The sequence below is a fragment of the Pseudomonas sp. BN606 genome, assembly GCF_029873115.1.
Taxonomy (GTDB): domain Bacteria; phylum Pseudomonadota; class Gammaproteobacteria; order Pseudomonadales; family Pseudomonadaceae; genus Metapseudomonas.
The window spans coordinates 1-26,124 of record NZ_SSOF01000022.1 but is presented as its reverse complement, the minus strand read 5'-3'; the positions used below and the strand labels follow the sequence as shown (position 1 = coordinate 26,124).

The following is a 26,124-nucleotide window of genomic DNA, read 5'->3' as shown; positions in this document are numbered from 1 at the left end:
CCCATGGCCGTTTACATCGTCACCGGCAAGCTGGGGGCGGGCAAAACCCTGCTGCTGGTCATGCAGATCCTCAAGTACCTGAAAGCCCGCCGCCGCGTCGCGGTCAACGTCGACGTGTTCATGGGCAAGCTGTGCAAGCCCGGCAATACCTACTCGCGCCTCGTGCGCCTGCCCGACCTGCCCACCGGGGCGGACCTGCGCGGCCTCGGTGTCGGCCACGAAACCTACGACGAAGAAATGTTCGGCGGGATCTTCCTGGACGAAGCCGGCGTCTGGCTCAACTCCCGCGACTGGAACCAGGGCGGCCGCTCCGACCTGCTCAAGTTCTTCCTGTACCTGCGCAAGCGCCGCTGGGACCTCTGGCTCTGCGTGCAGAACGTCAACGTCATCGACAAGCAGGTGCGCGAATCGATCGCTGAGCACGTCGTCTACATCAACCGCTGGGACCGCCTGAAAGTCCCCTTCATGTTCCGCTGGCCGCTGCAGCTGATCACCCTCGGCCGCTGGAAGGGCAAGCTGCCGAAACTGCACCAGGCCATCGTCAAGTACGGCGCCAAGTTCAACTCGCCCAAGGTGGATGACTGGTACTACCGCGGCGAAGAGTTCTACGACTACTACGACACGACCCAGGAGTACGACGAGGGCTACGACAAAGGCTCCTACTCCATGCTGCCGCCCGGCTATTGGCGCCGCCGCCTTCCACGAGCCCTGCGCAACTGGAGGTTCTTCATGCGCACCACCCGCATCTTCTTCCGCCGTACCCGCGTGCTGAACGCCTTCTTCCTCGGCGCCTGCTGCGCGCTCCTGCTGGCCGTGCCGATCTTCGGCGCCATCGCCTTCACCGCCCAACCGGCCACCGTCGTCCAGGAACAGCCCACTGCCCCGGCTCCGGTCCCTGAAACCACCCAACCGCTGGCCGAGGAATACGGTGAACTGCGCATCGCCACCTATGGCCGGCTGGCGGGCAACACCCTCTACGTGTTCCGCGACAGCCAGGACCAACGTATCACCCAGGACGACCTCGTCGCCAAAGGCATCACCGTCAAGGACCGGGGTCCCCGCGAAGCCCTCCTGGTCCGTGAAGCCGACTACCACTCCGTCTTCCGCTAGAGGATCCCGCCATGGACTGGATACCCACCCGATCACTCGCCCTCATCGCCGCCCTGCAGGCGCCCCTGGCCACTGCCGCCGAGCGCGTCGAACTCTACGACGCCACCCTGCAGGACTTCGTTGAATGGTCCGCGCAGCAGCTCAAGAAGTCTGTGGTGGTCGGCTCCGACATCCGCACCGCGCCCGTCTCCATCTTCGCCACCTACAGCGGCCCGAAGGAACTGGAACAACTACTGGAGAACGCCGTGCTCGCCTCCGGTTTCCACTTCTCCAGCACGCCGTCCACGTTGCGCATCAGCGCCCAGGCCGTCGAGGAATCCCCGGACCTGGTCACCGACGTGGTCCAACTGCAGCACCTGCAGTCCGACTTCGCCCACCAGGCGGTCAAGGATGTCCTCAACTCCAGGAGCGACACTCAGGACGGCCACCGCAACCAGAGCATGGTCAGCCCTTCGCCCACCTCCAATGCGCTGATCGTCACTGCCACCCGCAGCCAGCTCGACACCATCCGTGCGGTGGTCAGGGAAATCGACCGGCCTCGTCGGCAGGTCATCATCACCGCCGTCGTCGCTGAACTGTCCGACAACGACTTCGAAGCCCTGGGCCTCAACGTCGGGCTCGACTCCAGGCGCATCGACGCCAGCGGGATCTCCCTGCGCGGCTCCGACAAGTCCGACCTTGGCTTTAGCCTGACCTTCTCCGGTCCGACCCTCTCGGCCTTCCTGCAGGCGGTGAAAGCCACCGGCAACAACCGCATCCTCTCCACGCCGCAACTGCTCACCCTCAACCGTGAGCCCGCCTCCATTGTCGTCGGCCAGAACGTGCCCTTCATCACCGGGCAGACCACCAGCGGCTCCACGCCGGCCTCCGACCCGTTCCAGACCATCGTGCGCCAGGATGTGGGCGTCACCCTCGAGGTCACCCCGTTCATCACCCCGGCCAACGCCATCGAGCTGGAGGTCAACCAGTCCGCCTCCACCGTGGCCGACGACAAGACCGCCGCCGACATCATCACCAACACCCGCCGCATCAGCACCCGGGTTCAGCTCCAGGACGGGGAGGGCGTCCTCTTGGGCGGCTTACGTTCGGAACAAACCGACAGGTCGGTCACGGCTGTTCCGATCCTCTCCGAGGTGCCTTTGCTGGGGCCGCTGTTCCGCTCAACCAGCAACCGCAGCCGCTCCACCAACTTGGTCGTCCTGCTCACTGCCCGCATCCATGGCGCCGCCGACACCGTGAAGGTGCGTGATCCAGTACGTCCCCTTGCTTTACCCGTCCTGAGCGCGGCCGAGCCGGGAGTCGGCGCAGCCGGCGATGGGCTCGGCCGCGCCAGGGCGGGCCGGGAGACGTCCCTGTAGCACGTCTTTAAACATTCTCTGCATCGCACTGGACACCACAGAGGAACACAGAAATGAAACCTGCAAAGGACCTGGTCCGAATCCACTTCGACGAGAGTGGCGTCTTTGAAGAGACGCCTACCGGTCGTTACTTCCTGAACCCTGAATCAGGAGCATTCATCGACATGCGCAAGCTCAGCATCCTGGGTTGCCACGTCGACACCCTTCGCCAGCTTTACCGCGGAGTGATTCGCCCAGATATCTTCGCCCTGTTCGAAGGGACTGACCTGGTCACCTTTGCGGGCCATCAGTGGCATCCAGGACGGGTAGGGCGGGACTCCGGTTACCAGTACAAGCTGCAGAACGCTGACCTTGGCCTGGTCCTGCTGATCAAGAACTTCAACGTCAAGTCGGATTCCCCGGGACCACACCTCAAGATCGAAGCCAGCCCACACCTGATCGAACAGCACTCGGCAAAGAACCTGCAGCAGCTCCTCGATGACTTGGCCCGGCAGATTCTCACCGTGTGCGAGGCCAGCCAGTGCGCCGTGCACCTGGCTGTCGACTTCCAGGGCTGGAAACCATCAGCCGACCTCGTGTCCAGGATGCGCTGCAAGTCCCGCAACGTTCGCCAGTTCGACGGCATCGGCACCATCGAATTCGACGAAATGGCTGCCACCTACAGCCGCGGTCAATCCTTCCTGTTCGGCTCTGCAGGTGCCCTGCAATGCGCCCTCTACAACAAGACCACCCAGGCCCGGGCCATCGACAAGCTCGACTACTGGGAGAACCGCTGGCGCGACACCGACAACCCCTTTGAGGCCGATCCGACCAACTATGACCCAGACCAGGACGTCTACCGCATCGAGTTCCGCTTCCACCACTCCGTGGTCGAACAGTTCGCCCAAGGCTCTCACGACGCCCAGGGCAACATCCTGGACTCGTCCACCTTCGCCGAACTCGCCAACCACCTCCAGGGCCTGTTCGAGTACGGCCTGGGCAACTTCAAGCTCCTGCACAACAAGCGCTACACCGATCCGCTCTGGACCATCCTGCAGACCGAAACCCGCTTCGAAACGCCCCTGGAACGTTTCGTCTACCGCCGCTATTACAAGACCGCCCGGGGTTTCTCGGGAAAGAACATAGAGCTGATGCTGGGCAACGCCATCACGCTCTTCGCCCGTAATCGCATGGACTTCCCGTCCTGCTGGGCAGCCCTCAAGACGTTGCCGATCTTCCACCTGGTGGAGGAGTACTACCGCGAGAAGGGCAGGTCCAGGACCTGGCTCAAGAAGCACCTCGCCAAGAAGCTGGAGGAGCGATACGTGAGGTATGGGATGGCTGCCTAGTTATTAGGTTGTTTAACAAAAACTAATAAAAGGCTAATATTTTGCGATGAACTCAGTTAACTGGACCAGGAAGGCCGTTAAGCAGCTGCTCAAGCTTCATCAGCAGCACCAGATGCAGATTCGTGATGCGGTGGGCGAGCTCAGCAGGATGCCCGATTGTCAGAACGTGAAGGCACTGGCCAACCACCAATACGGATACCGGCTCAGGGTTGGCAACTACCGTGTCCTCTTTGATTGGGATGGAGGTATCAGGGTGGTCGACGTCCAGGAGGTAAAGAAACGCGATGAACGAACCTACTAGCGTACAAATCATCAACGGCCCGGACGGCAAGCCGGCGTTCGTTGTCATTCCCTATGAGGAATACATTGCCCAACGTCGCCTCGATGAGGACCTGATTCCTCATGATGTGGTCAGCCGCATGGTCGATGGGGCCACTGCTATCCGTGCCTGGCGTGAACACTTGGGCCTGACCCAGACAGAAGTGGCTGACCGCTTGGGGGTCACCCAGTCCGCCTATGCGCAGCAGGAAGCCTCTTCCCGTCCGCGCAAGGCCACACGCGAACGCATTGCCAAGGCCTTGGGTGTTTCCCAGGACCAGCTCAGCATCTGACATCGCACTGACTCGGGATCAAGCCCGGCTTGAGAGGGCTAGTCGAGACCCAGCGTTCAGCCGAGCATTGCTTGCCGAAGCAGGCTTCCTGTTCTTGCAGGGCGAAACCGCTGCCGCACGCCTGACACTGCGCGACCTGATTGACGCCACACTTGGATTCGAAGGTCTCGCTGTGGCGACAGGTAAGCCGAGCAAAAGCCTTCGTCGGATGCTGTCCGCCCGTGGTAATCCGGGCATGGATTCCCTTTCGAGCATATTTGCAGCACTCACAAAGAGCCTGGATGCAACCCTTCAGGCAAGGTCCTTTCGGGCTCAGTAAAGCTGTCGAAAAAGTGTCGAAAACGAAGTGCGACAAAGGGCGGTAGAGTGCAGGTGGGTAAATTAAACCCTTTAAATATCAATGCCTTGTGCGGTGGTGGGCTTTGCTGTGCTGAGGTCGGGAGGATTCGAATCCCACCCTCACCGCCACTTTCCGTATAGATAAGCCCATGATTTTCTTAGAGAAAATCAGGGGCTTTGTCTTTTTATGGGCAAAAAAGTGGCCAGATGGGAACAATCTGGGAACAGAGCTCAGAGATCCAGGGCGTGTTCCAGGATGGCAATTAGGTCTGGGCCGTCCTCGTTGATCCACTTCCCGTAGTGCTGACGGATCATGTTGCCGTTGGTATGTCCCATCTGCTCAGCGATCCAATCGATCGGCACGACGCCAGTGGTGAGTAGCTGGCTGGCGTATGTATGTCGGCACTGACCTGGTCCTCGGTATCGGACCCCGGCCGCCTTGAGGTGGGCCTTGAAAAAGCGGTCTCGGATATTGAAGTCGCTGATGTGAGCCTCACCTGTGTTGGTGTTGATGAACACGAAGTGCAGCTTCTCCTTCCGCTTGGTCTTGTTGTCCCGCTGGACGATTTCTACTTCCGCCACCTTTTTTCCCTGAGTGAGTGCCCAGGTCTTCTTTAGGGCATCCAAGGCTGGGGGGAGCAAGCGGACCTTTCGTGTTGAGCGTCGAGTCTTGGTCACCCGTTGGGCGCCGCGCACCTTGGAGCGGCGGAAAGTCACCGTGCCGCTGTTCAAGTCGACATCCTCCCAGGCCAGCGCGATGGTTTCACGCGCTGCACAACGAGCCGCTGGAAGGGCAGACCGCCGCCATTACCGGATTCATGGCGATCAACTGATGACCGAAACCACTGCCGTGGCTACGCGCACGAAGCTGTTCACCTTTGGCGACCCTTTGCCGGGATGGCCGCGAGGTCCTGGACTACCTGGAGATCTGGAACAACGGCCGCTGGTACGAGCCGCCGGTATCGCCGGATGCGCTGGCCAAGTCGGTGCGCGCTGGGGTGTTCCTGCAGTCGGGGCTGAACTTCAAGCGCAACATGCTGCCGAAGACGTTCATCCCGCACCGGCTGCTGTCGCGCCAGGCCTTCGAGCAGTTCGCCCTGGACTGGCTGACCTTCGGCAACGCCTACCTGGAGATGCGCCGCAATCGGCTGAAGGGACCGCTCGGCCTGCAGCCGGTTCTGGCCCGCTACATGCGCCGGGGCGTGGACCTGGACCGCTTCTACATGATCCGTGGCTGGCAGGAGGAACACGCCTTCGAGAGGGGTAGCATCTGCCACCTGCGCGAGGCGGACATCAACCAGGAGGTGTACGGCCTGCCGGAGTGGTCCGTGGCGCTGCAGAGCGCGCTGCTGAACGAGTCGGCCACGCTGTTCCGTCGGCGCTACTACAACAACGGCAGCCACGCCGGCTTCATCCTCTACATGACCGACGCTACGCAGAACGAGCAGGACATTGCCGATCTGCGCACGGCACTGAAGAGCGCCAAAGGCCCGGGCAACTTCCGCAACCTGTTCGTTTACTCACCCAGCGGTAAGAAGGACGGCATCCAGCTCATCCCGGTGAGCGAGGTGGCGGCCAAGGACGAGTTCGGCTCGATCAAGAACATCAGCCGCGACGACATGCTCGCGGCGCTGCGCATCCCGCCGCAGCTGATGGGGATTGTGCCGGTGAACGCGGGTGGGTTCGGCTTGATCAAGGATGCGGCGGAGGTGTGGACGGCGAACGAGCTGGAGCCGGTTCAGGCGCGGCTCTAGCAGGTGAATGAGTGGGTGGGGAGGAGGTGGTGAGGTTTGAGACGACAGGCTCTCAGGCGGGCATCCAGCGAAGTAGAAATAAAGCGATCAGCCAAAGGTTCGACCGGGCAATTCAAGTGGATCAGTGTACTTGCCGGAACCCAAGGCGCATGCCATATGAAAGCACAGTGCCAGCCCATTGCCGCGGCAAATCCCTGCCCAGAGGCTCGTCATGCCCAAACCGAACATGCAGACGAACTACGATGAGTTGGTAAGCCTTTGCTATGCGTGCGTATTGGACGAAGCCAAATGGCGTGAACTGTTAAACAGCCTTATGCAAGCTTCTGGTCGGCAGCAGGGTGGGCTTCTAATTCAGTCCGGGCACTCCAGCTTTGGGCAGATTTCAGAGATCAGCTGCTTCGATCCTGCCATCGTTGGCCCCTATAACGAGTATTACTGCCATCTCGACCCGGGGCGCATGTATGTGCCGAATCAGCCCGTTGGCCGCTGGTATCACGATTTTGTGGACTATGGTGTCGAGGCCATACGACACAGCCCCTACTACCAGGAGTTCCACCGTTACTGTGGGCTGGGCAACATCACCAGCGTCAAACTTTATGAAACCTCCTCCTCCAAGGCGTTTCTTTCGCTGCTCACCAACTGGGACACCCAGCTTCCCAATGATCGACAGCAATCGCTACTCAACCGCCTCTCACCCCACCTGACGACTGCCGGCCGCCTGTCCGAGCGCATCCAGTCGTTGGAATTGCAACTAGCCAAACGTGACTTGTTACTTGATCAGCACACGGCGCCGCTATGGCTGGTGGATAGCGAGAGCAGGGTGGTTTATTGCAACCAGTCCGCCACGCAGCGCATGAGCCAGGTCGGCTTTGCGCTTCATGAAACCTTCGGGCGGCTGCACTGCGCGCATCACGAGGCCAGCTTGCAGGCTCAGGTTCGCCAGGCCAGTGGCAAGAGCGGCCCGCAGCGTGCCGGGTGGCTCAGGCTGACCGGGCCGCACGCGGGGGATCTGCTGATCACCCCTGTACCGGCCGATGCGCCCTTCAACCGTTACTTCCAGAAGCCTCTGGTCCTGCTGGCGCTGCTGGACAACCAACCGCAATCCCAACTGCTGGCCGATATTTTCCACCTCAGTCCAGCGGAAAAGCGCTTGGCCGAACTCCTGGCGCAAGGCAACACCCCGGATGCCTGTGCGGAGCGCTTGAACGTCTCCATCAACACCGTGCGCACTCAGCTGCGGACATTGTTCCGCAAGACGGACACCAGTCGCCAGGCAGACCTGGTGAAGCTGTTCGCCCGGCTCAGGCGTGGGTGATGCGCCTGAGCCCTCTGTTTGCTAGGCGAACATTTGCACGTCGCTTGCCGCGAGACTCGCCACGCCAGCCAGGGTCACCAGCGCCTGTGCGTTGCCATTGGCGGTGGCGTCAGCGTCGTAGTAGAGGGTCTGGCTGGTTTGGTTGAACACCAGGTAGGCGCCGACCTGTTCGGTCTGAGTGCCGGTCACGTTGGCCAACACGCCGGGGTCGCCTGGAGTTTGGCCCTGCAGGTTGAAAACTCCGTTGTTCAACGCCAGCAGATCCTCGCTATTAGCAAAGTCGGTGACTACATCAGCACGGGTACTCGGTAGCTGGGTGAACTGGAAGGTGTCATTCCCCGTTCCTGCGATAAACCAATCAACCTCACTTGTGCTGCTGAAAACATTGTTGCCAGAATCACCGTACCACTCCAGATGATCGGTCACCGGGTTGCCGGCGGCATCGTAACGCCGGGCGTAAATGCCGGTGTCGATACCATTCTGAGATGCCACGGCCCACGTCACCAGCCAGCCACCATCACCTAACGCGGAAGTTGCGGGAAAGGCTTGCTCATGGATAGCAAGGCTGCTTACCAAAACTTCGCCTCCGATCGCCGTTGCGTCGGCACCATAGTGTTGGGCATAGACGTCTCCCGAGCCGTTCTTGTTCGAATACCAGGTCACAACCCAGCCGCCATCCGCCAAAGCAACAACGCTCGGATCGAATTGATTAAACGCCGTGGTGCTGTTGACGCGGAACTCGTCGCCGACTGCGGTGCCGTCGACACCATAGTGCCGGGCATAGATGTCAGTGTCGCCGTTCTGATCCGAGTACCAGGTTGCTATCCAGCTACCGTCCGCAAGCGCGGCAATGCTTGGCTGACCTTGGCTGCCGGCGATGGTGCTGGTGGCGCGAAACTCACTGCCGACCTTCGCGCCGTCGGCGCCATAACGCTGGGCAAAGATGTCGTGAGAGTTGGTGCTGGTTGGATCGTAGGACTCCCAACTTACCAGCCAACCGCCATCAGCAAGCCCGGTGACGCTCGTATTGAACTGCGCGAACGTCGTGGAGCTGTTGCTTCGGAACTCACTGCCAATCGCCGCGCCGCCGGCATCATAGCGCTGGGCGTAGACATCATAGGAGTTGCTGCCTGGGTCGTTCGACGTCCAGCTCACCACCCAGCCACCGTCTGCTATCGCGGTGATGCTTGGGTTCAATTGATCAGCTGTCAGGGTGCTGTTGACGCGGAATTCGGCGCCGAGTGCCAAACCATTGGCATCGTAGCGCTGGGTATAGATGTCGGTGGACGGAATACCGCTGGGGTCCAATGATTCCCAAGACACTACCCAGCCACCATCTGCCAGCGCGGTGACACTCGAGTTGGACTGTCTGGACACAGTAGTGTTGTTGACGCGGAATGCATCGCCGATTGCAGCGCCGGCGGCATCGTAGCGTTGAGCGTAGATGTCCCATATGTTCGTACTAGTAAGGTCGAACTCAGTCCAACTTACCAACCAGCCACCATCGGCCAATGTAGTGACGGTAGGCGGATACTGTGCGCTTTCCAGTGTTCTGGTAACGCGCATTTCTGTCGCGACTGTTGGAGCCAGGCGATCGAGCGTGAGTGAGGTGTCGGCGCCACTGGCGGTGTTCCCCGCGGTGTCGGTGGCCGTGACTGTCACGCTGATTGGTCCGTTCGCGAGGCTGGACAGGTCGGCAAGGCCACCTATTCCAGTCACCTGATTGTTGGCCATGTCGCTGAAAGTCACGGTGGCGCCGGCATCTGGGTCGAGACCACTGACCGTATAGGCAACGGCGTTTATCTCGGCATTGTTGATCAAGTCGTCAGCAACGGTGATGGCTAGGTCGCCGCCGACGTCGGCGTTGGTGTCGAGTATCAGGCTGACGGCGGTGCTGAAGCTGAAATCGTCGATCGCGAAACTCGTGGGATTGCCGAGGATCTCAACGCGGACGATCGGGTTGCCCGACGAGGTGACGCTCAGCAAGGTGTTTGCTGGTGCGGCGAACGGCAGTACTGACTGGCCGACCAGGTTGCCGTCGGCGTCGTAGGCGAACAGGCCGGTATCTATCTCGCCTGAGACGTAAGCGGAGACTGTTACGACATCGCCAGTGATTGCCGGGGCGAGGTCGAAGACCATCAACCCCGACGGCGCGAAGGCGAGTTTGGAGCCAGAATGGGCGGGCCATATGCTCATCGCTGCAGCGGTGACTTGAGCACCGCTCGCGGTGACGCCGAGGTGTTGGTAGCTGTCCGCCAGATCCCCGTCGCTCAGCTCATCGAGCATTAGTGTTTGCACTCCCCCCAGCGCTGCGCTGGCGCTGTTGCCGGCCGTGTCGATCGCGGCGACCGTAACGCTGATTGGACCGTCTGCAAGGCTCGAGAGATCGGCGGTGCCCTCGACTCCGTCGACGCTGTTGACGCCGTCGCTGAACGTGACGGTGGCGCTGGCGTCTCCGTCGAGCCCGATCACGCTGTAGAGTACGGCGGTCTTCTCGGTGTCGCCGATCAGCGGGTCGCTGATATGCACGGCCAAGTCGTTGCCGATATCGGCGCTGGTGTCGAGCGTCAGGAACGGGTGCGCTTCAACGAGGGTCAGATCATCCACGCCAAAAGTCGCGCCGCCATCATGGATATCAAGCCGCACAATCGGATTGCCTGATGAAGTCACGCTCAGCAAGGTGTTGGGGGAGGGATCCGTCGGCAGCAGAGCCTGTCCGACCAGGACGCCATTGGCATCGTAGGCAAACAGCCCGGTGTTCGCCTCACCGGACACATAAGCTGACACATGAACAATGTCACCTATAACGGCAGAGCTGATGCTGAACGACATAAGTCCGGTGGAGCTGTAGATCAGGTTCTGTCCTGAGTGAGTTGGCCACGGAGCGAAAGACAAAACCGACGCCCCCGATGCGAGCACGCCCAGGCCCAGATATTGCGTCGTGAGCGCATTGCCAGATGCAATATCATCGAAGGTGAAGACAGTGGTGCCACCTGCGCTGTAGCTAGTGCGACTGAGGCTGTTACCAGCCGTATCGGTGGCTGTCACCGTTGCACGGATTGCCCCGTCGATAAGGCCGGATAGGTCGACGATGCCATCGACACCAATTACGCTGTTAGTGCCATCGGTGAAGGTGGCGGTGGCGCTGGCATCGGCGTCGAGGCCGTTCACCGTGTAGGACACCGCGCTCTTTTCACTGGCGTTGATCAGGCTCTCAGCCACTGTCAGCGTCAGGTCGTTGTCGGCATCGGCAGTGGAGTCGAGGGTGTAAAGATGGCCGACGCCGGTGCTGACGTTGCCAGCGGCATCGATGGTCTGAACTTGCAGGCTGGTGCCAAGGCCGGCTACGAGAGCGATGCCGCTGGCGCTCCAAGTGTGGGTGGAGTTGTCGGCGGAGGCAGTCCGCCAACTGGTGCCACCGTCGGCGGAAACCTGGATGGTTGCTCCGGCGGCGAGGGTGCCGGTATAGGTACCGCTGACCGTCTGTCTGGCAATGTTCGTGATGAAGTCGGTCGTGCTGCTGCCGCTGTCATCGCTCAAGGTGGTAACCGTGGCCACCACAGGATCGTCAACCGGGGTGACGTTGATGATGAGGATATTGGCGTTTAAGGCAAAGTCAGTGCCGTCGCTGACCTCGAAGCCGATGCTTGCATAGGCCTCGCCATTGCCGTCCTGGTCCGGGATGTAGCGCAGTCTGTCGGCATCGAGATCGGTGCGGCTGATCACCTGGTCCTGTATTACCTCCACCCAGGTGCTGCCGTCGTAGTACTGCAGGCTGCCGGCGGCGGGGAGTGCGGTGATCCGCACTGCCGCCAGCGGAGAGTTCTCGAGGTCGCTGTAGCTGCCGAAGGCGTTCACGTCGAGCATCACCGCGACGTCCTCCAAGGTGGTGACGCTGTTGTCGGTGGAGGTCGGCGCCGTATTGCTGACAGCGGCCTTTAGCGTGGCGTTGTTCCAGACGGTGCCATTGGCGAAGCGGGCCCGGTCGATTTCGTAGTCCGCGGCGAGGTAGAAATTGAATAAGGTCAGCGTCTGCGATGTGGCCTGCACTACCATGAGCAGGTCATTGCCGCTGCGCACAAAGCGCAGGTCGCCCGCATTCAGACCGCTCAGTTGTACGGTATCGACGTCCGCGGCCGCGCCACCGCTGTTGTCGATCCGGTCGTTGCCGGTGTTGAGACCGTAAGTGTAGGTATCGTTGCCGCGTCGCCCGGCCAGCCAATCATTGCCATCCGCACCATTCAGGATGTTATTGCCGTCATTGCCGGTGAGGCGATTAGCCAGAACGTTGCCGGTGCCGCTGAGGTTTCCAGTGCCGATCAGCTCAAGGTTTTCCAGGTTTGCGCTGAGGCTGTAGTTGACTGTAGCGCGAACCGTGTCGTCGCCCTCGTCGAGCGCCTCGCTGACAGTGTCACCTGCCTGGCTGACGAGGTAGATGTCATCGCCGCGGCCACCGGCCATGCTGTCGATATTAGCGCCACCGTCGAGCTGGTCATCCCCCGCACCGCCTTGCAAGGTGTCCGTCCCCGAGTCGCCCCGAAGGATGTCGTTACCGTCGCCGCCTTGAAGCACATCAATACCCAAGCCGCCATCGAGCAGGTTATTGCCACTGTTACCGATCAGCGTATTGCCCAGCGAATTGCCGGTGCCGTTCAGGTCGGCAGTGCCAATGAGCGTCAGGCGTTCAGTGCCGATTCCTAGGATGTAGTTGATGCTGGCCTGCACCGTATCGTCGCCGGCATTGCTAGCCTCAATTACCAAATCGCCGACATCGTCCACCGTGTAGGTATCGTTCCCGATGCCGCCTTCCATGCGGTCGGCGCCGATGCCTCCGTCGAGACTGTCGTTGCCGCCGTTGCCATACAGGGTGTCGTTGCCGCCTAGTCCGAGCAACACGTCAGCGATGGGGTTCCCATTAATGATGTCGGCGCCCTCGGTCGGGACTACGGTTGGGTAATACAGGTTCGCGAGGATCGTGCTGCCGTTCCAGCGACTGCCGTCGGCAAACTGGATTCGGTCGATGCCGAAGTCTGCGCTTAGGAAGTGCTGGCTGACTGTGAGCGTTTCCCCTGTCCCCAGGACGGTCAGCACTAGATCGTTGCCATAGCGATACAGGCGAATATCGACAGCATTGAGATTGAGGAGCCGGATACTGTCGAGATCGTTGGCAGCGCCACCGCTGTTGTCGATCACATCATTGCCGTAGCCAACGCCGTACAGGTAGGTATCGCTGCCGACTCCGCCGACCATTTGATCGTTGCCACTACCACCGTCCAAGGTATCACTGCCGGCGCTTCCGCCCAGTACGTCGTCGCCACCCAGACCGTTGAGAGTGTCGTTCTTGTTGGTGCCGGTCAGGACGTTGGCACCGCCGTCTCCGATAAAAGTCGCCATGACTGCCCCCTGTAGAACTGGTAGCACGCTGACGATTTGAAACTAGGAGGCAGTCGGATCCCTTCCCTCATTCAATTGAATGAGTCGTAACGCCATTCGTCCGGACCTCAACGGGCTTGGTTTCTGGAAGCACAAGCTTTGGAATCGCATCGCAAGGTGGCGATGCGGCCTTGAACTGGTCGCGGCGCGCGCCGTCGTCCCCCCGCCACGCCTGCGCGCTAAATAGGTCGATTTTTCTGCATTCCTTCGGTGCCCTGGAAAGTGGACAGGGTGGCGGGTGGTCACGCGCATAAGGCGAGGGTGCGGACCTGCGGATCTCCGCAGTAGACGGCTCAGAGCGGTGGCCGTACGAAGCCATATAAAGGAGGGGGCGAATCCTTCATTTTCAGGAAGACCATCGGGAAAAGGTAATTTGGGGAATTTGGTTTTTTCGCAGTACTGAAAGCCACGTGGCACTAAGTGTTGAACACTTACTCGGGCGGGTAATTTTCGGTAATTTTTGAGTTGGGGTGGGGTGAGGTTATTGATTTATAAGGATTTTTTCTTGGATGAAAAATACCAGTTCTTTGGTAATCGGCTTACCGTCCACTTACCCAAAAATTACCTTCAATAAAATCTTATATGTCATTGAGTATACTTGATTAAGTTCTTGCTGAAAAAACCGATTACCAGAATTACCTTTTCCCGGCGGCCTTCCTGAAAAAGCGGAAGGGGGTCATTGGGGGCGGTTTTCTCTCTTCACGCTTTCACATCTGGGAACACTCTGGGAACAGATTTCCTCATTTTCGACTTGCAGAGGCCCCGGATTACGCGGCTTCCAGAGGAGCAAGGGCATCGGGCATGAGTTCGAATCCCACCCTCACCGCCACTTTCCGTATAGATAAGCCCCTGATTTCTAACGATATCAGGGATTTTTTCTTTGCCTGCGAAAAAGCGGGTGTCGAAAGCCGTTGTAGCGTAAATTGGCGGGAGTGATGGCCCTCTGCTAGTTTTTGAGGCGGCTATCTATCTCAGGGAGTGAGCAATGGCTCAGTACAAGAGCGCCAATTATCTGCAGCAGAACACTCACGCCGCATTCGATCAACTAACCTTACCCGGTTATTCGACTCCCTATTCCGGGATCTATCGTTGCGAGGGGTGTGCTGCAGAGATCGCGGCAAACCAAACCAAGGCAATCCGATGCCTCCGCAGAATCATCATCAGCACTCGCAAGCCCAAGGAACTATTCGTTGGCGTCTAATTGTGGCTGCCAATTGAGTTCGGAAGCATTGTGAGGCAGATTTCATTGTTTCGCTAAAAGTAGAAATTCTGGTTTTCACGGGCAAGGAGGCGTTTACCTTGAAAAAATTGATCCTCGTGTCTGCACTTTTCATTGGTGGCTGTGTTACGCAGAAGGCAGCCACGCCGACTGAAGATGTAAAGTACCTTGGCTATGTTTCAATCAATCCTATTTCGTTGCCGAACTCCATATTTTCTAGCAAGATAAGTACGGAAGCGGGAGTTTCTAATGATGAGGCAAAGAAAAAATTAGCATCTGGAGGTTATGCTGCTGAACTTGATTTTCTTGTTAATAGTGCCGCGCGAATCTCAATTCGAGAGGTTTCTGGAAAGGGAGAGGTTAAGTATCTTACCGCAACAGTTAGCTCTGAAAATAAAACTTATAATGCCACTATTGACTATATAAAATATTACAATGCCTCAGTTCCGATTGATGTTTCGTATGTCAACACGCTAGGAGATTCCAAACAGGCTCAGATAATCTTAGGGCTTGCTGTGGGGGTTGGTTTGCGAGCTGAGGCAAACTTCTACTCGGCATCGCGTGGCGCGGCTATCTCAGACATCGTGAATATTGGTATATCCGCTCAAAATAGCGATATATCCGGAACCATGTCGTTTCAAACGATGGGTGTTGAAAGCAAAGCGATCTCAGATTCCGTTCCAATTCCAGCCCAGCTAAGTGCTCCTGCTATCCAAGGTGCATTGCAAGCCATGTCGAGCATGAAGGCGAATATTTATGCAACGGAAACAAGGGTGAGCCCGCAGATTGTAGGGTTCGAGGTTCAGTCTTATCCGGATGGTGTTGAGATAAACGATATTCTCAATGCTATTCAAATGCATAAAAAACGGATTATTGACTCCGTTTCTAATGAGCTGAGACAGCGAGTGGTATACACACTGCGACCAGTAGAAGTATAGGGATATAACTTCTGGTTAGCGCTTTACACATGATAGCGGGTTTAAATTAATTGCATCCCGTAGGTGATCCGGCGAAAGGTGCGCATACCTCATCGTCATGGTCAGCGAGGTATGCCCCAGGATCTTCTGCAGCGTCAGGATGTTCCCGCCAATCATGATGAAGTGAGACGCGAAGGTATGCCTCAGAATGTGGCTGGCTTGGCCTTGGGGCGCGTTGATGTTCGTTGCTCGCAGTACCCGCCGGAAGGTCTCCATGCAATGCGTAAAGCGCCGGTGACGAGCCAAGTGGGCTTTCAGCGTCTTTTTCAGCTCGGCACTGATGGGAATGGTGCGGGTGCGCTTTGACTTGGTATTGGCGAAGGTGACGGTGCCGTTGCGTGTCAGGGTGGGATCGAGGCCTTCCACTTCGCCCCAGCGCGAGCCCGTTGTAAGGCAACCCCGGGCAATCATCGGCGGGTGAGGCGAGCTTTCTCGCGCGTCCAAAGCCTTCAGTAACGTACTGATATCTTCCTGACTCAAGAACGTAAGCGCGCTCCTGGAGCTTGATTGGCCGGACCCGCTCCAGGGGATTCCGGAATTCGATCTCACTCAACTGATACAGCTCGTTGAATACAGGCTTCAAGTAGCTTCATTCCCGCCCAGTACGATGAACGGAGCATTGAGTTTCGGGGGTTTCAGTGCATGCAGGTGATCTTCTGACGCTTGGAGGCTCCCTCCCTCTGGCCTGAAGACGTCAGCTAGCGCACGGCAGATCCTTCGCCATGCTGGCGCCAGAGCTTGAACTGGTCTTTGCTGGAATTCCGGCATTTGCCGGTAACAGGAGGTTGGGAACATGAATAAGGCACTGCTGGCAGTTGCATTGCTCGCTGCATCCGAAGCGGCGAGCGCAGGGATACCTCTGTTGAATGCAACTTGCCCGGGGAACATCGAGGTTCATGCTGACCAGGGCGGTCCGATTTACATCAATGGAAAGGAAGGTAAGTTGAAGAAGTTCAACGACAACTACTTCGAGGCAAAGGGCAGCAACGTGACGATCTCACTGAGCATCAATCCTGATGGCTCGCCAGACGTTTCGTACACTGGCCCGGGTAAGGCGAATGGCGTTTGCGAGATCAAGCAGAGTTGATTCAATGTCGCGCCCGCGCGCTGCGCCAACGCATCACTTTGATCGGGTAGCCCAACCTCAGCAGCGCCGGGAAATCGCTCAGGCGTAACCAGATCGTGTCCTGCCAATGCAGTAGTTCCAGGTTTCGACCCTGCCGCGGGATCGTCCCTCGATAGTGGCGTTGTCCGTCGAAGCATTCCTCCTGCCGCAGACGCGGAGTCACGTGCCGGGTGATCCAGTGGCGGATTCCCCGATTCTCCGGGTCGTAGTGGAGGATCAGCACCGCATAGACGTCGGATTCACTGATCAGCCATTCCTGCCCGAATTCGCCATGGCTATTGCGAATCCAGACGCGTTGTAGCTGGTCCTCGTCCAGTTTGCATTGCAACCGTTCTGGCGAGAGCGTGTGATGGATCAGGCAGGCATCAGGACTTCGGCGTGCGGGGGAGTGACGGGGCGCTGGCGCGAGAGCCCAAGGATGGGGCGGGAAAGCGGTAACGCTGTTGCATTGTCGGATCTGGCTAATTCAATCCTGCGCAATGCGCGACTGGACGGCTTTGTGTAGGAGCGAGCTTGCTCGCGTAGACCGGGCTCAGAAGGTTCGCGAGCAAGCTCGCTCCTACATGCAAAAAGCCCCTGATTTCTGGTGAGATCAGGGGCTTTTCCATCGCTTGCAAAAAGTGGAGATCGACTTCAATCAGAACTTCACCTTCACCCCGATCATCCCTTCGAGTCCTTTGCTCTCGTCGTCCAGTCCTTTCTGGTAGCCCGCGGAGAAGGTCAGAGAAGTGTTCTCATCGACCTGGTGGTCGACGCCCAGGTTGACCTCCAGCGAAGAGCCACCCATGTCGGAGGCGAAGGGCACCTTGCCTTGCGCGGAGGAGAATTCCGTTTTCGGCTGGCCTTTGAATTCGTGCCAGATGCTCGGTCGTATCCAGGCATTGGTGCGCTGGACCTCGCCCTTGTCGTTCTCGCGGAACCAGTCCTTGTCGATACGTACCCCGAGGCGGCCGGTGAGGGAGTCGACATCGTCGAATTCGACGTCGGCGGCGGCATCCTGGCTGTCTTCGAGTTTGAACTTGCTGATGATCAACTGGGCTTGAGGTTCGATCTTCAGGGTCTTGTCATCGTTGACGGCGAACGGGTACCCAGCTTCCAGGGATGCCGTGACACCTTTACCCGTGGTTTTCAGCTCGGACATGTCTTCGGACTGCGCGTCGACGTCAATGTGGCTGAACTGCAGCACGCCATCGAGGTACCAGCCTTCCGGTCCGAAGTGGGTCCAGTAGCCGCCCACGCCATACACGCGCAGATCGTTGCTGCCGGCCGCCTCGCCATCCGAGTGAGTGACGCCTGCGGACATCTTGCCGGCGAAGAGGGAGAGCCCGAGTTGATCGGTGCTTCCGTCCGTATCCTCGAAGCGGAGGAGATCCAGGCCAACCTGGAAGGCTTGTAGGTGGTAGTCGTAGGCTGCGCCGTTGGCCAGCTCATTATCTCCCCGGCGATAGATCAGCCGTCCCCAGCCGAGCGAGGGGCCGTACTCCTCGACATCTTCCCCTGGCAGGGGATCTACGGCACGGCGAACTTCCTCGCCAACGCGCTCATGCAGGGTATCCACCATCGCATGGCCAAAGTGCAGCACCAGGTTCGGTATGGCGCTGTAGAGCGACGTTTCGGCGCGATAGTTGGGTACCTGGGGAGGAAGCGGGCGGTCCGGGACACTGGGATCTTCCGCATCGACAGGATCGACAGGGTCGACTGGATCTACGGGATCGACCGGGTCCACGGGGTCGACCGGGTCCACAGGATCGACCGGGTCCACGGGATCGACCGGGTCCACGGGATCGACCGGATCCACGGGGTCGACCGGGTCCACAGGATCGACCGGGTCCGCGGGATCGACCGGATCCACGGGGTCGACCGGTTCCACAGGATCGACCGGGTCCACGGGGTCGACCGGGTCCACGGGATCGACCGGGTCCACGGGGTCGACCGGGTCCACGGGGTCGACCGGGTCCACGGGATCGACCGGGTCCACGGGATCGACCGGGTCCACGGGGTCGACCGGGTCCACAGGATCGACCGGGTCCACGGGGTCGACCGGATCCACGGGGTCGACCGGATCCACGGGGTCGACCGGATCCACGGGGTCGACCGGATCAACCGGATCAACCGGATCAACCGGATCAACCGGATCAACCGGATCAACCGGATCAACCGGGACCGCATCCTTGGTCGAGCGCAGGTACCAGGCGTTTGCATTGCTGTCGTCCAGGCTGGAGCGATACAGGGTGTATTCATACGGACCAGCCTTGACGCGGTGCAGCAAGCGGAAGGCGTCGGCGTCCGTGGTCGCTTGGTTGATCGCATCCACGACCTTGATGCCGTTGCCCTGGGTCAGGGCCCCTGGACCGCCCGCGTTCCTGATCCACAGGTTGCTGCTGCCACTGGCCTTCCCACCGTCGATAACCAGTTGATCGGACGGTGAGTCGTCGTCGTACAGGTAGGTATTCAACGCAAGGGTGGCGTTGTTGCCCTGGTAGTCGTTGACGGTCAGCTTCTTGTACAGGCCGCCAATGGGGGCGCTGAAGTCGATCAGGCTGGTGTCTGTGTTCAATGCGCTCAGGTTCGAGTCACCGGTCAGGTGCCAGATGCTGGCTTCGCGCAGGGTCACGCTGGAATGGCTACCGGCCGCCGTGGCAGCCGAGCCGGTCACTATCGAGCCCGAGAGATCGAGGGTGGCCCGGCCAGTGGCATCGAACGATTGGCCAATTCCCTGCCATTGTCCCGTACCCATGTCCGGTAGCGAGGTACCGTCGCTGGCCACTGAGCTGTCGACGTTCAGCCATTGGCCGCTGCCGCCGACGATCGAGCTCTCCAGGGCGATGTCGGCGACGCCGGCGACAGCGATGCCGGCGCCATCACGGTTGTTCAATACAGCATTGCTGAGGTCGAATTCACCCTTCTGTGCCTCAGTACCTTGCGCGTACAGCGCTGAGGCGTGATCGCCGGTAACCGTGATGAGCACGTCGGTACCGTTGACGCTGCCGCCATTCTTCGCCACCGCGCCGTGACCGGCGTTGCCAGTGGTGGTGATGCCGACCCGGTCGAGTTCGACCGTGCTGCCGTTGTTGGCGATGGCGCCCAGCGCACCGATGCCGCTGCTGGTGACCACGCTGTTGTCGGCCGACAGAGCAGCACCGGACTCGGCCCGTAGGCCATGGGATTGCAGCCCCTCGGTGTGCACGCTGGCATTGGTCAGGTTGAGGGTGGCGGTTTCGTCCTGATAGCGCCGGCTGACCAGGGCGCCGGCGGCGTGATCGCCCAGGGTTTTCACCGTCACGTTGTTGGCGTCCAGGCTCACCTGGCCGGGTTTGATCGAGCCTATGCCGGCGTACAAGCCGACCGAGTAAGTGCCTTCGGTGCGTACCGAGACATCGTCGAGGAGCATGCTGCCACCGTCGTCGACCGCCGCGCCGTATGCCTGGGAGCCCTGGGTCACCACGCTGGTACGGGTGGCGCTGAGGAGGGCGCCCGGATTGCGGGACGCCAGGCCATGGGGAAAGGTCAGGTTGGACGCCACTGGTGAACCGTTGCCGGTGGAGGTGATCGAGCTGTCGCTGACGGTCACGATGGCGCCGACGTCGGCGAGTACGCCCATGGCGTTGTCGTTGCCGTGGGTAGTGACGGTGACGTTGTTGACGCTGATGGTCGATTGGCTGCCGGCAATCGCGGTCGAATAGTTGCCATCGGTGGTCACCGAGCCCTTGTCGATGCTGAGGGTCGCGCCATCCTGCGCTCGCACGCCGGTGCTGCTGCCCTGGGTGGTATGCACGTCGCTGCGGGACAAGGCGAGACTGGAGCCTGCCCCTTCCACCAGCACGCCGGGTGCCCAGGGGCCGACGGCACCGAGCGGTGCGGTGACCAGGATGCGGCTGTCGTCGACTTCGCCGGTAGCACCTGCTTTCAGGTAGACGCCCATCGAGCGTGCGCCTTCGGTGGTGAGGTTGCTGTTGGCGACGCGAACATGGGAGCCGACACCTTCGCCGGACACACCATGGCCAAAGGTGCCCTGGGTCGAGAGCGTCGAGTTCTCCACGACGATGCTGCCACCGTCCATGGCACGAGCTGCTGCCGCCGGGTTGGCGATGCTGCCGCTGCCAGCGATGGTCAGCGTGCTGGCGTCCAGCACCACGCTGCTGCCGGCACCTTCCGCGCGTGCTCCTCCCACGTTGACGCCCAGCGTACTCAGGTCCAGGTTCGAGCCGAACACCTGGCCACCCGACAGCGCGTGCAGTGCCGCGGTCGTGGCGGTGGTGGTCGCGCCGCTGACGACTTCTACTGCACTGTTGCTCAAGATGATCCGGCCGTCGTCCTCGGCGCGCGCGGCGCTGGCACTGCTGCCGCCGATCGACATGGCAATCCCGTTGCCCTCGATCCGGGTGTTCGCGCCGCTGGCCAGAAGGCCATGGCTCAGGCTCAAGGCCTTTTCGCCATCGACGGGAGCAGCCGCGGACACGCCGGCACCGCTGGTCACCACCTCCGTGCCGCTGCTCAGGACGACCGTGGCGCCGTTGCGCGCCCATACGCCAACCGAGCCTTTTCCGGACGTTCCGATGCGCCCTCCGTCAATGCCGACGCTGCTGCTATCTACCAGGATGCCGTGACCGTTGCCGCCCGACGTGTTCAGGTCGGTGCCGCTTATCTCGACGCTGGCGCCATCTTCGACGCGCATGCCATAGGCCGATCCACCGCTGGTGGTTACCGTGGCATCGCTGGCGATGAGCCGGCTGCCCTCGCCGGTCACCTGCACACCGTGACTGCCACCGGTGGCGGTGCTGCGTGCGCCGCTGGTGGTGACGTTCACGCCATCGGCGAGGCGTGCTGACGCGCCGTCTTCCACCTTCACGCCCACCGCGCCCCATGACGAGGTGCTGATCGCGCCTCCGGAAATATCCGCCGAGGAGCCAGGACCGGTAATGACGACGCCTCGATTGTTGTTGCCCTTGGCGCCACCACCGATCAGTACGCTGGTATCGGTCAGCGTGACCGAGCCTCCGGCGTCCACGATCACGCCGGTCATGTCGCTGGCGGTGATCACGGCGCCAGCGCCGGTTTTAGGTTCCAGCACGACGCTGCTGCCAGCAATGCCGACATGGCCGCCGTCAGTGGCATGCACGCCGATCTGGTTCCTGGCCTGGGTCGCGTTGAGGGCGCTGCTCTCCACCCGACCGGTAGCGAAGCGGATGTCTTCGCCAGCGCCGGCCTCGATGCCGGTGGTGGCGGCCGCGCCCAGCTTGATCGCCTGATCGGAATGGCTGCCTGAACTCGTGATACCCACCGCACCTGCCGTGGTCAGGGTGATGGGCGCTGGCGCACCGAGCAAGGTGCGGGCCATGAACACCTGGGGAGCTTCATGCGCGGCCTGCATTGCCACGTCCAGGTAGGACGGCGGCATTTGCCCGGCGTCGGGCTGGCTGTCGAGGTCCAGGCTCGCTGCCGAAGGCCGGTTCAATTCCTCCGGCTCGGTGGTGAGCAGAGTATCCATGGCCTCGGCTTCCGCGATGCGGATACTGAACAGCGTGGCCAGTCCCACGCTGATGACATGCGCCAGCTTGTTGCGGCGCAGATCTTCGAGAACGAGCGGGGCACTCTGGCGGCGTTGCTTTTTCATGATGATCTCCAGGACGCAAGGGGTTTGTCTGGAGATCAGTATTTTCTTAGCTACCTAACGAATCCGTAGGATCATGTCTCGAACCTTGTAGGAGTAATCCCAATTAAGTGCGGTGATCTAGTCTAGGACGAGGCATGAACGAAGGAACGTAAGGTGAGCCGGATCCTGATCGTCGACGACCAGCCACTGCTATGCAGGGCCTTGAAAGCGCAGATCGAGCAACTAGGTCACGAAGTGCTGGCCATTGCCGACTGCGGCTCACAGGCGCTGGCCATGGCCCGGGAACTGCGCCCTGACCTGGTCATTCTCGAATTGGCGATTCCGCGACATGGCGGCCTGGAGCTGGTGCGCCGGCTTCGCGCCCATGACGAACAGTTGAAGGTCGTGGTTTTCAGCGCCCAGAGCGTCCGGCAGTTTGCGCCGCGCTGTCAGGCCCTGGGGGCATCGGGCTTCGTCAGCAAACAGGACAAGCCCGCGGAACTGAACCTGGCCATCAGCGCCGCATTGCGCGGGCGCAGCTACTTTCCCCGAGTCCTCGAGGCGGGTGGAGAACCGCAGCCGGACGAGCTTGGACAGCTCTCGGCGCGGGAACTGACGGTTCTGCATCATCTGGCGCAGGGGTATTCCAACCAGCAGATCGCCGACGAGTTGGTCCTCAGCTTCAAGACTGTCAGTACCTACAAAACGCGACTTCTCGAGAAGCTGCACGCGGGCTCCCTGGTGGAATTGGTCGAGATTGCGCAGCGGAATGGCCTTTCCCGCCCGGATTCCCAGAGCGTCGACCTGGCTCCGGCGCCCAGCGAATGGGCCAACGAACTGGAGCGGCTGCGACCGCTGGTCGATGACTCTCCCTACGCGATGTTCGTGCGTGATCGTGAGGGGCGACTGTTGCTCTGTAATCAACGCTTTCTCGATTACTACCAAACAACACCAGAACGGGTCGAAGGCACCCGAATCGGCGAGGGAGGGTGGTTCACGCCCGAGCTTGGTGCCCGTGTCCAGCGGCGCTACCTGGGATTGATCGAAAACGGGACATCCTTTAGCGGCGATGGAATGGTCGAGATATTTGGGCAGAAGCGGTTGATACACGCCTGGCTTTTCCCTTTTCGCAATGCGCAAGGACGCATTCTCGGCATGCTCGGCGGTGTGGTCGATCTCAGCGAGCACGACCTCCTGGTGCAGGAGCTGCGTAACGCCAAGGAAGAGGCCGAAGCCAGGCACAGGCATGATGTCGAGTTGCTGCGTAGCCTGGCCGCTGATCTCCAATCCGGCCTGGACCTGCTGCCGAAGGCCGGGAGCTCTTCACCCATTCACAGGCTCGCGGCGAGGCTCAGGCTTTTCGCCGATATCGCCGCCGGCGGCCTGACCCTTTCGCCTTCCCCATGCTCACCAGCCGACCTGGTCCGGCAGGGCGTGGAGGCCTGGAAAGCTACCGGCGAGCGCCCGGGCATCCAGGTCGATCTCAGCTGTCAGGAGTCGTTTCCTGACGTCTGGGTGGACGAGGAGCATTTCCTGCACCTGATCGACGTGTTGTTGAGCTACGCCGCCAGGCAGAGTCCACAGGGGAGTATCCAGATCAGCCTGCGAGGTACGGTGGCTCCTGCCGGGATAGTCGACCTTGCGCTGCAGGTGTCCGCACCTCCGGCCGTGCCAGGTCGCAGAAGAAGGCCCCATGACATCGAGCGACGCCTTGCGGAGCAACTGACGGCCTTTATGGCTGGCCGCTACAGCGCCGAACCAGAACAACTCGTGCACCTGTCACTGCCCCTTGCTAAGCAGTGTTAGGGGCGGTTCACCGACGCTTCGGGGCTTGCATAGTCGGCACTTGTAGGAGCGAGCTTGCTCGCGAACTTCCTGAGCCGGCCTTTCGCGAGCAAGCTCGCTCCTGCATAAAACTCGGCCGTATCCGCGCCTACCTCCCATCGGTTATCCATTTCCCACCCCATTGGGGGTGGGGAAAGACGCTTGCATCCTGAATAGGCTGTCAGTGCCCATGACTCCGTCGAGTGATGGGCATGTTCAGAGAGGTGAGTGTTGTGAACCGCAGTCTTTCCACGTTAACCGGCAGGAGCCGCAAGCTCGATGGTGGTGCCGTGTTCGGCAGTACGCCACGACGTGCCTGGATCGAGTGGATGAGCCCTGACTACGACAATCGGGTTGAAATGGCGAGTCGTGCGTTGCTGGTTCAGCAGGACGGTTTGAACATCCTGGTCATGGCCGGGACCGATGCGCTGCTGGCGCCGCCGCCGCGCACTTGCCGTTGCCAACCTCAGGCCCAAGGCCTGCTGGACAGCCTCGCCCGACATGGTCTTGGAGAGGGGCAGATCCATGCTGTGGTGCTGACCCACCTGCATGCGGTGCTGCCCCATGATGTGGAAGAGGCGGTGCGCGAGGGCAACGCCCCCAGGCTGTTGTTCCCCGTGGCGCGCTACCTGACCGGACGGCGCCACTGGCTGCGGGCCCGGCACCCGCACCCCCGCGACCGCGCGCTGTTCGTGCCGCAGATCATTCGCCAGCTGGAGGGCAGTGGCCGCATGAAGCTGCTGGACGAAAAGAACAGCGACTTCCTGGGTGACGGTTGGCGCTTCCACGTCAGTGACGGCTACACCCCCGGCCAGTTGCTGCCGGAAATCGATATGCCCGGTGGCCCCATCGTATTCGCCGGCGACCTGGTGCCCGCCATGCACTGGCTCAGGCTGGACCTGACCACTGCCTTCGACCGCAACCCGGAATGCCTGATCGACGAAAAGGAACGCCTGCTCGACCACCTGGTGGCCATCGGCGGGCGGCTGTTCCTGCCACGCGATCCCGGCGTCGCGATGATCAAGGTCATGCGCGACCGGCAATCGCGCTACCAACCCTTCGACCATCACGCCGATCTGCATCGGCTGGATAGTTGATACCCCTTTAACCGACCCCTTCGAGGGAAATGGGGACGCTCTGTCCCGTTCAACAGGAGCCCTGGATGAAAGTACTGGCTGCGGTAAAGCGCGTGGTCGATTTCAACGTCAAGGTCCGCGTCAAGGCGGACCAATCCGGCGTCGATCTCGCCAATGTGAAAATGGCCCTGAATCCCTTCTGCGAGATTGCTGTGGAAGAGGCTGTGCGCCTTAAGGAACAAGGCATCGCCACGGAAGTGGTGGTGGTGACCGTGGGAACCAGTGGTGCCCAGGAGCAACTGCGCACCGCCCTGGCCCTGGGCGCTGACCGCGCCATCCTGGTCGAGTCCTTTGAGGAGCTGAACTCCCTGGCAGTCGCCAAGCTGCTGAAGGCCGTGGTCGAGAAAGAGCAGCCGCAGCTGGTCATCCTCGGCAAGCAGGCCATCGACAGCGACAACAACCAGACCGGCCAGATGCTCGGCGCCCTGACTGGCTACGCCCAGGGCACCTTCGCTTCCAAGGTCGAGCTGGCGGGCGACAAGGTCAACGTCACCCGTGAAATCGACGGCGGTCTGCAGACCGTTGCGCTGAACCTGCCGGCGATCGTCACCACCGACCTGCGCCTGAACGAGCCGCGCTACGCGTCGCTGCCGAACATCATGAAAGCCAAGAAGAAGCCGCTGGACGTGGTTACCCCGGATGCCCTGGGTGTTTCCACTGCCTCCACCGTGAAGACCCTGAAGGTTGAAGCCCCGGCCGCCCGCCAGGCGGGTATCAAGGTCAAGTCTGTGGCTGAACTGGTCGAGAAACTGAAGAACGAAGCGAAGGTGATCTGAGATGGCAATCCTGGTAATCGCTGAACACAACAACAGCGCGCTGGCCGCCGCCACCCTCAACACCGTGACCGCCGCTCAGAAGATCGGTGGTGATATCCACGTTCTGGTCGCAGGCCAGGGTGTCGGTGCTGCTGCAGAAGCTGCCGCCAAGGTTGCTGGCGTATCCAAGGTGCTGGTCGCCGACAACGCCGCCTACGCTCACCAGCTGCCGGAGAACGTCGCTCC

15 protein-coding genes and 4 pseudogenes are annotated in these 26,124 nt (G+C 60.5%); 14 read left to right on the top strand and 5 right to left on the bottom strand.

The features are described from left to right. Positions 1-3 precede the first annotated feature (3 nt). The 6 genes from E8E75_RS00295 to E8E75_RS00270 are packed head-to-tail and all read left to right on the top strand — an operon-like array spanning position 4 to position 4,726. Positions 4-1,110: a zonular occludens toxin domain-containing protein gene (locus E8E75_RS00295; RefSeq protein WP_280357666.1), complete on the top strand. Its 1,107-nt coding sequence runs from the start codon at positions 4-6 to the stop codon at positions 1,108-1,110. Positions 1,111-1,121: 11 nt separating this feature from the next. Beyond that, positions 1,122-2,468: a secretin N-terminal domain-containing protein gene (locus E8E75_RS00290; protein ID WP_280357664.1), complete on the top strand. Its 1,347-nt coding sequence runs from the start codon at positions 1,122-1,124 to the stop codon at positions 2,466-2,468. Positions 2,469-2,521: 53 nt separating this feature from the next. Beyond that, positions 2,522-3,796, top strand: coding sequence for a hypothetical protein (locus tag E8E75_RS00285; RefSeq protein WP_280357662.1), 1,275 nt, complete (start codon positions 2,522-2,524; stop codon positions 3,794-3,796). A 46-nt stretch (positions 3,797-3,842) separates the two neighbouring features. Continuing rightward, positions 3,843-4,097 (top strand): type II toxin-antitoxin system RelE/ParE family toxin, encoded by a 255-nt coding sequence (locus E8E75_RS00280; RefSeq protein ID WP_280357660.1) that lies wholly within the window; start codon positions 3,843-3,845, stop codon positions 4,095-4,097. After that, positions 4,081-4,407 (top strand): helix-turn-helix transcriptional regulator, encoded by a 327-nt coding sequence (locus tag E8E75_RS00275; RefSeq protein ID WP_280357659.1) that lies wholly within the window; start codon positions 4,081-4,083, stop codon positions 4,405-4,407. Before E8E75_RS00280 ends, E8E75_RS00275 begins: the two co-directional genes overlap by 17 nt. A gap of 1 nt (position 4,408) precedes the next feature. Next, positions 4,409-4,726, top strand: coding sequence for a transcriptional regulator (locus E8E75_RS00270; RefSeq protein WP_280357698.1), 318 nt, complete (start codon positions 4,409-4,411; stop codon positions 4,724-4,726). A gap of 251 nt (positions 4,727-4,977) precedes the next feature. Here the strand turns inward: E8E75_RS00270 and E8E75_RS00265 are convergent. Beyond that, a pseudogene (locus E8E75_RS00265) lies at positions 4,978-5,511 on the bottom strand (tyrosine-type recombinase/integrase); the annotation flags it as partial. Positions 5,512-5,611: 100 nt separating this feature from the next. On the opposite strand from E8E75_RS00265, the pseudogene E8E75_RS00260 reads away from it, so the two are divergent. Both E8E75_RS00260 and E8E75_RS00255 read left to right on the top strand, forming a co-directional pair. Continuing rightward, positions 5,612-6,500: pseudogene (locus E8E75_RS00260) on the top strand (phage portal protein); the annotation flags it as partial. A gap of 211 nt (positions 6,501-6,711) precedes the next feature. Beyond that, positions 6,712-7,815, top strand: a complete 1,104-nt coding sequence (locus E8E75_RS00255) for a helix-turn-helix transcriptional regulator (protein WP_153921179.1) — start codon at positions 6,712-6,714, stop codon at positions 7,813-7,815. Between the two features lie 21 nt (positions 7,816-7,836). Here E8E75_RS00255 and E8E75_RS00250 read toward each other — a convergent pair whose 3' ends face one another. Continuing rightward, on the bottom strand, positions 7,837-13,209 hold the full coding sequence (locus tag E8E75_RS00250; protein ID WP_153921181.1) for a calcium-binding protein: 5,373 nt from the start codon (positions 13,207-13,209) through the stop codon (positions 7,837-7,839). Between the two features lie 1,338 nt (positions 13,210-14,547). Here E8E75_RS00250 and E8E75_RS00245 point away from each other — a divergent pair. Continuing rightward, the gene (locus E8E75_RS00245) at positions 14,548-15,405 is read left to right on the top strand and encodes a hypothetical protein (RefSeq protein ID WP_153921183.1); all 858 of its coding nucleotides are present in this window, start codon (positions 14,548-14,550) and stop codon (positions 15,403-15,405) included. A 15-nt stretch (positions 15,406-15,420) separates the two neighbouring features. Here the strand turns inward: E8E75_RS00245 and E8E75_RS00240 are convergent. Beyond that, positions 15,421-16,030, bottom strand: a pseudogene (locus E8E75_RS00240) (tyrosine-type recombinase/integrase); the annotation flags it as partial. 207 nt (positions 16,031-16,237) lie between these two features. Here E8E75_RS00240 and E8E75_RS00235 point away from each other — a divergent pair. Continuing rightward, on the top strand, positions 16,238-16,531 hold the full coding sequence (locus E8E75_RS00235) for a hypothetical protein (RefSeq protein ID WP_153921185.1): 294 nt from the start codon (positions 16,238-16,240) through the stop codon (positions 16,529-16,531). Position 16,532: 1 nt separating this feature from the next. On the opposite strand, the gene E8E75_RS00230 is transcribed toward E8E75_RS00235, so the two are convergent. Further along, positions 16,533-16,898, bottom strand: coding sequence for a phage antirepressor (locus E8E75_RS00230; protein WP_153921187.1), 366 nt, complete (start codon positions 16,896-16,898; stop codon positions 16,533-16,535). 309 nt (positions 16,899-17,207) lie between these two features. Further along, entirely contained in the window at positions 17,208-22,184 is a 4,977-nt protein-coding gene (locus E8E75_RS00225; RefSeq protein ID WP_280357654.1) for a DUF4573 domain-containing protein, read from the bottom strand. Positions 22,185-22,337: 153 nt separating this feature from the next. Between E8E75_RS00225 and E8E75_RS00220 the strand changes: the two genes are divergently transcribed. The 4 genes and pseudogenes from E8E75_RS00220 to E8E75_RS00205 all read left to right on the top strand — a co-directional run. After that, positions 22,338-23,969 (top strand): response regulator, encoded by a 1,632-nt coding sequence (locus tag E8E75_RS00220; protein ID WP_153918050.1) that lies wholly within the window; start codon positions 22,338-22,340, stop codon positions 23,967-23,969. Positions 23,970-24,220: 251 nt separating this feature from the next. Then, complete coding sequence (locus E8E75_RS00215; protein ID WP_280357652.1) at positions 24,221-25,084, top strand: MBL fold metallo-hydrolase; 864 nt, start codon at positions 24,221-24,223, stop codon at positions 25,082-25,084. Positions 25,085-25,149: 65 nt separating this feature from the next. Continuing rightward, complete coding sequence (locus E8E75_RS00210; protein ID WP_280357650.1) at positions 25,150-25,899, top strand: electron transfer flavoprotein subunit beta/FixA family protein; 750 nt, start codon at positions 25,150-25,152, stop codon at positions 25,897-25,899. Position 25,900: 1 nt separating this feature from the next. Further along, positions 25,901-26,124, top strand: a pseudogene (locus E8E75_RS00205) (electron transfer flavoprotein subunit alpha/FixB family protein); the annotation flags it as partial.

What these genes read in the sequence shown, in the direction of transcription:
- E8E75_RS00255 (WP_153921179.1), top strand. Translation starts at nt 6,712, where the DNA reads ATGCCCAAACCGAACATGCAGACGAACTACGATGAGTTGGTAAGCCTT.
- E8E75_RS00235 (WP_153921185.1), top strand. Translation starts at nt 16,238, where the DNA reads ATGAATAAGGCACTGCTGGCAGTTGCATTGCTCGCTGCATCCGAAGCG.
- E8E75_RS00225 (WP_280357654.1), bottom strand. Translation starts at nt 22,184, where the DNA reads ATGAAAAAGCAACGCCGCCAGAGTGCCCCGCTCGTTCTCGAAGATCTG.
- E8E75_RS00295 (WP_280357666.1), top strand. Translation starts at nt 4, where the DNA reads ATGGCCGTTTACATCGTCACCGGCAAGCTGGGGGCGGGCAAAACCCTG.
- E8E75_RS00275 (WP_280357659.1), top strand. Translation starts at nt 4,081, where the DNA reads ATGAACGAACCTACTAGCGTACAAATCATCAACGGCCCGGACGGCAAG.
- E8E75_RS00285 (WP_280357662.1), top strand. Translation starts at nt 2,522, where the DNA reads ATGAAACCTGCAAAGGACCTGGTCCGAATCCACTTCGACGAGAGTGGC.
- E8E75_RS00250 (WP_153921181.1), bottom strand. Translation starts at nt 13,209, where the DNA reads ATGGCGACTTTTATCGGAGACGGCGGTGCCAACGTCCTGACCGGCACC.
- E8E75_RS00290 (WP_280357664.1), top strand. Translation starts at nt 1,122, where the DNA reads ATGGACTGGATACCCACCCGATCACTCGCCCTCATCGCCGCCCTGCAG.
- E8E75_RS00280 (WP_280357660.1), top strand. Translation starts at nt 3,843, where the DNA reads ATGAACTCAGTTAACTGGACCAGGAAGGCCGTTAAGCAGCTGCTCAAG.
- E8E75_RS00210 (WP_280357650.1), top strand. Translation starts at nt 25,150, where the DNA reads ATGAAAGTACTGGCTGCGGTAAAGCGCGTGGTCGATTTCAACGTCAAG.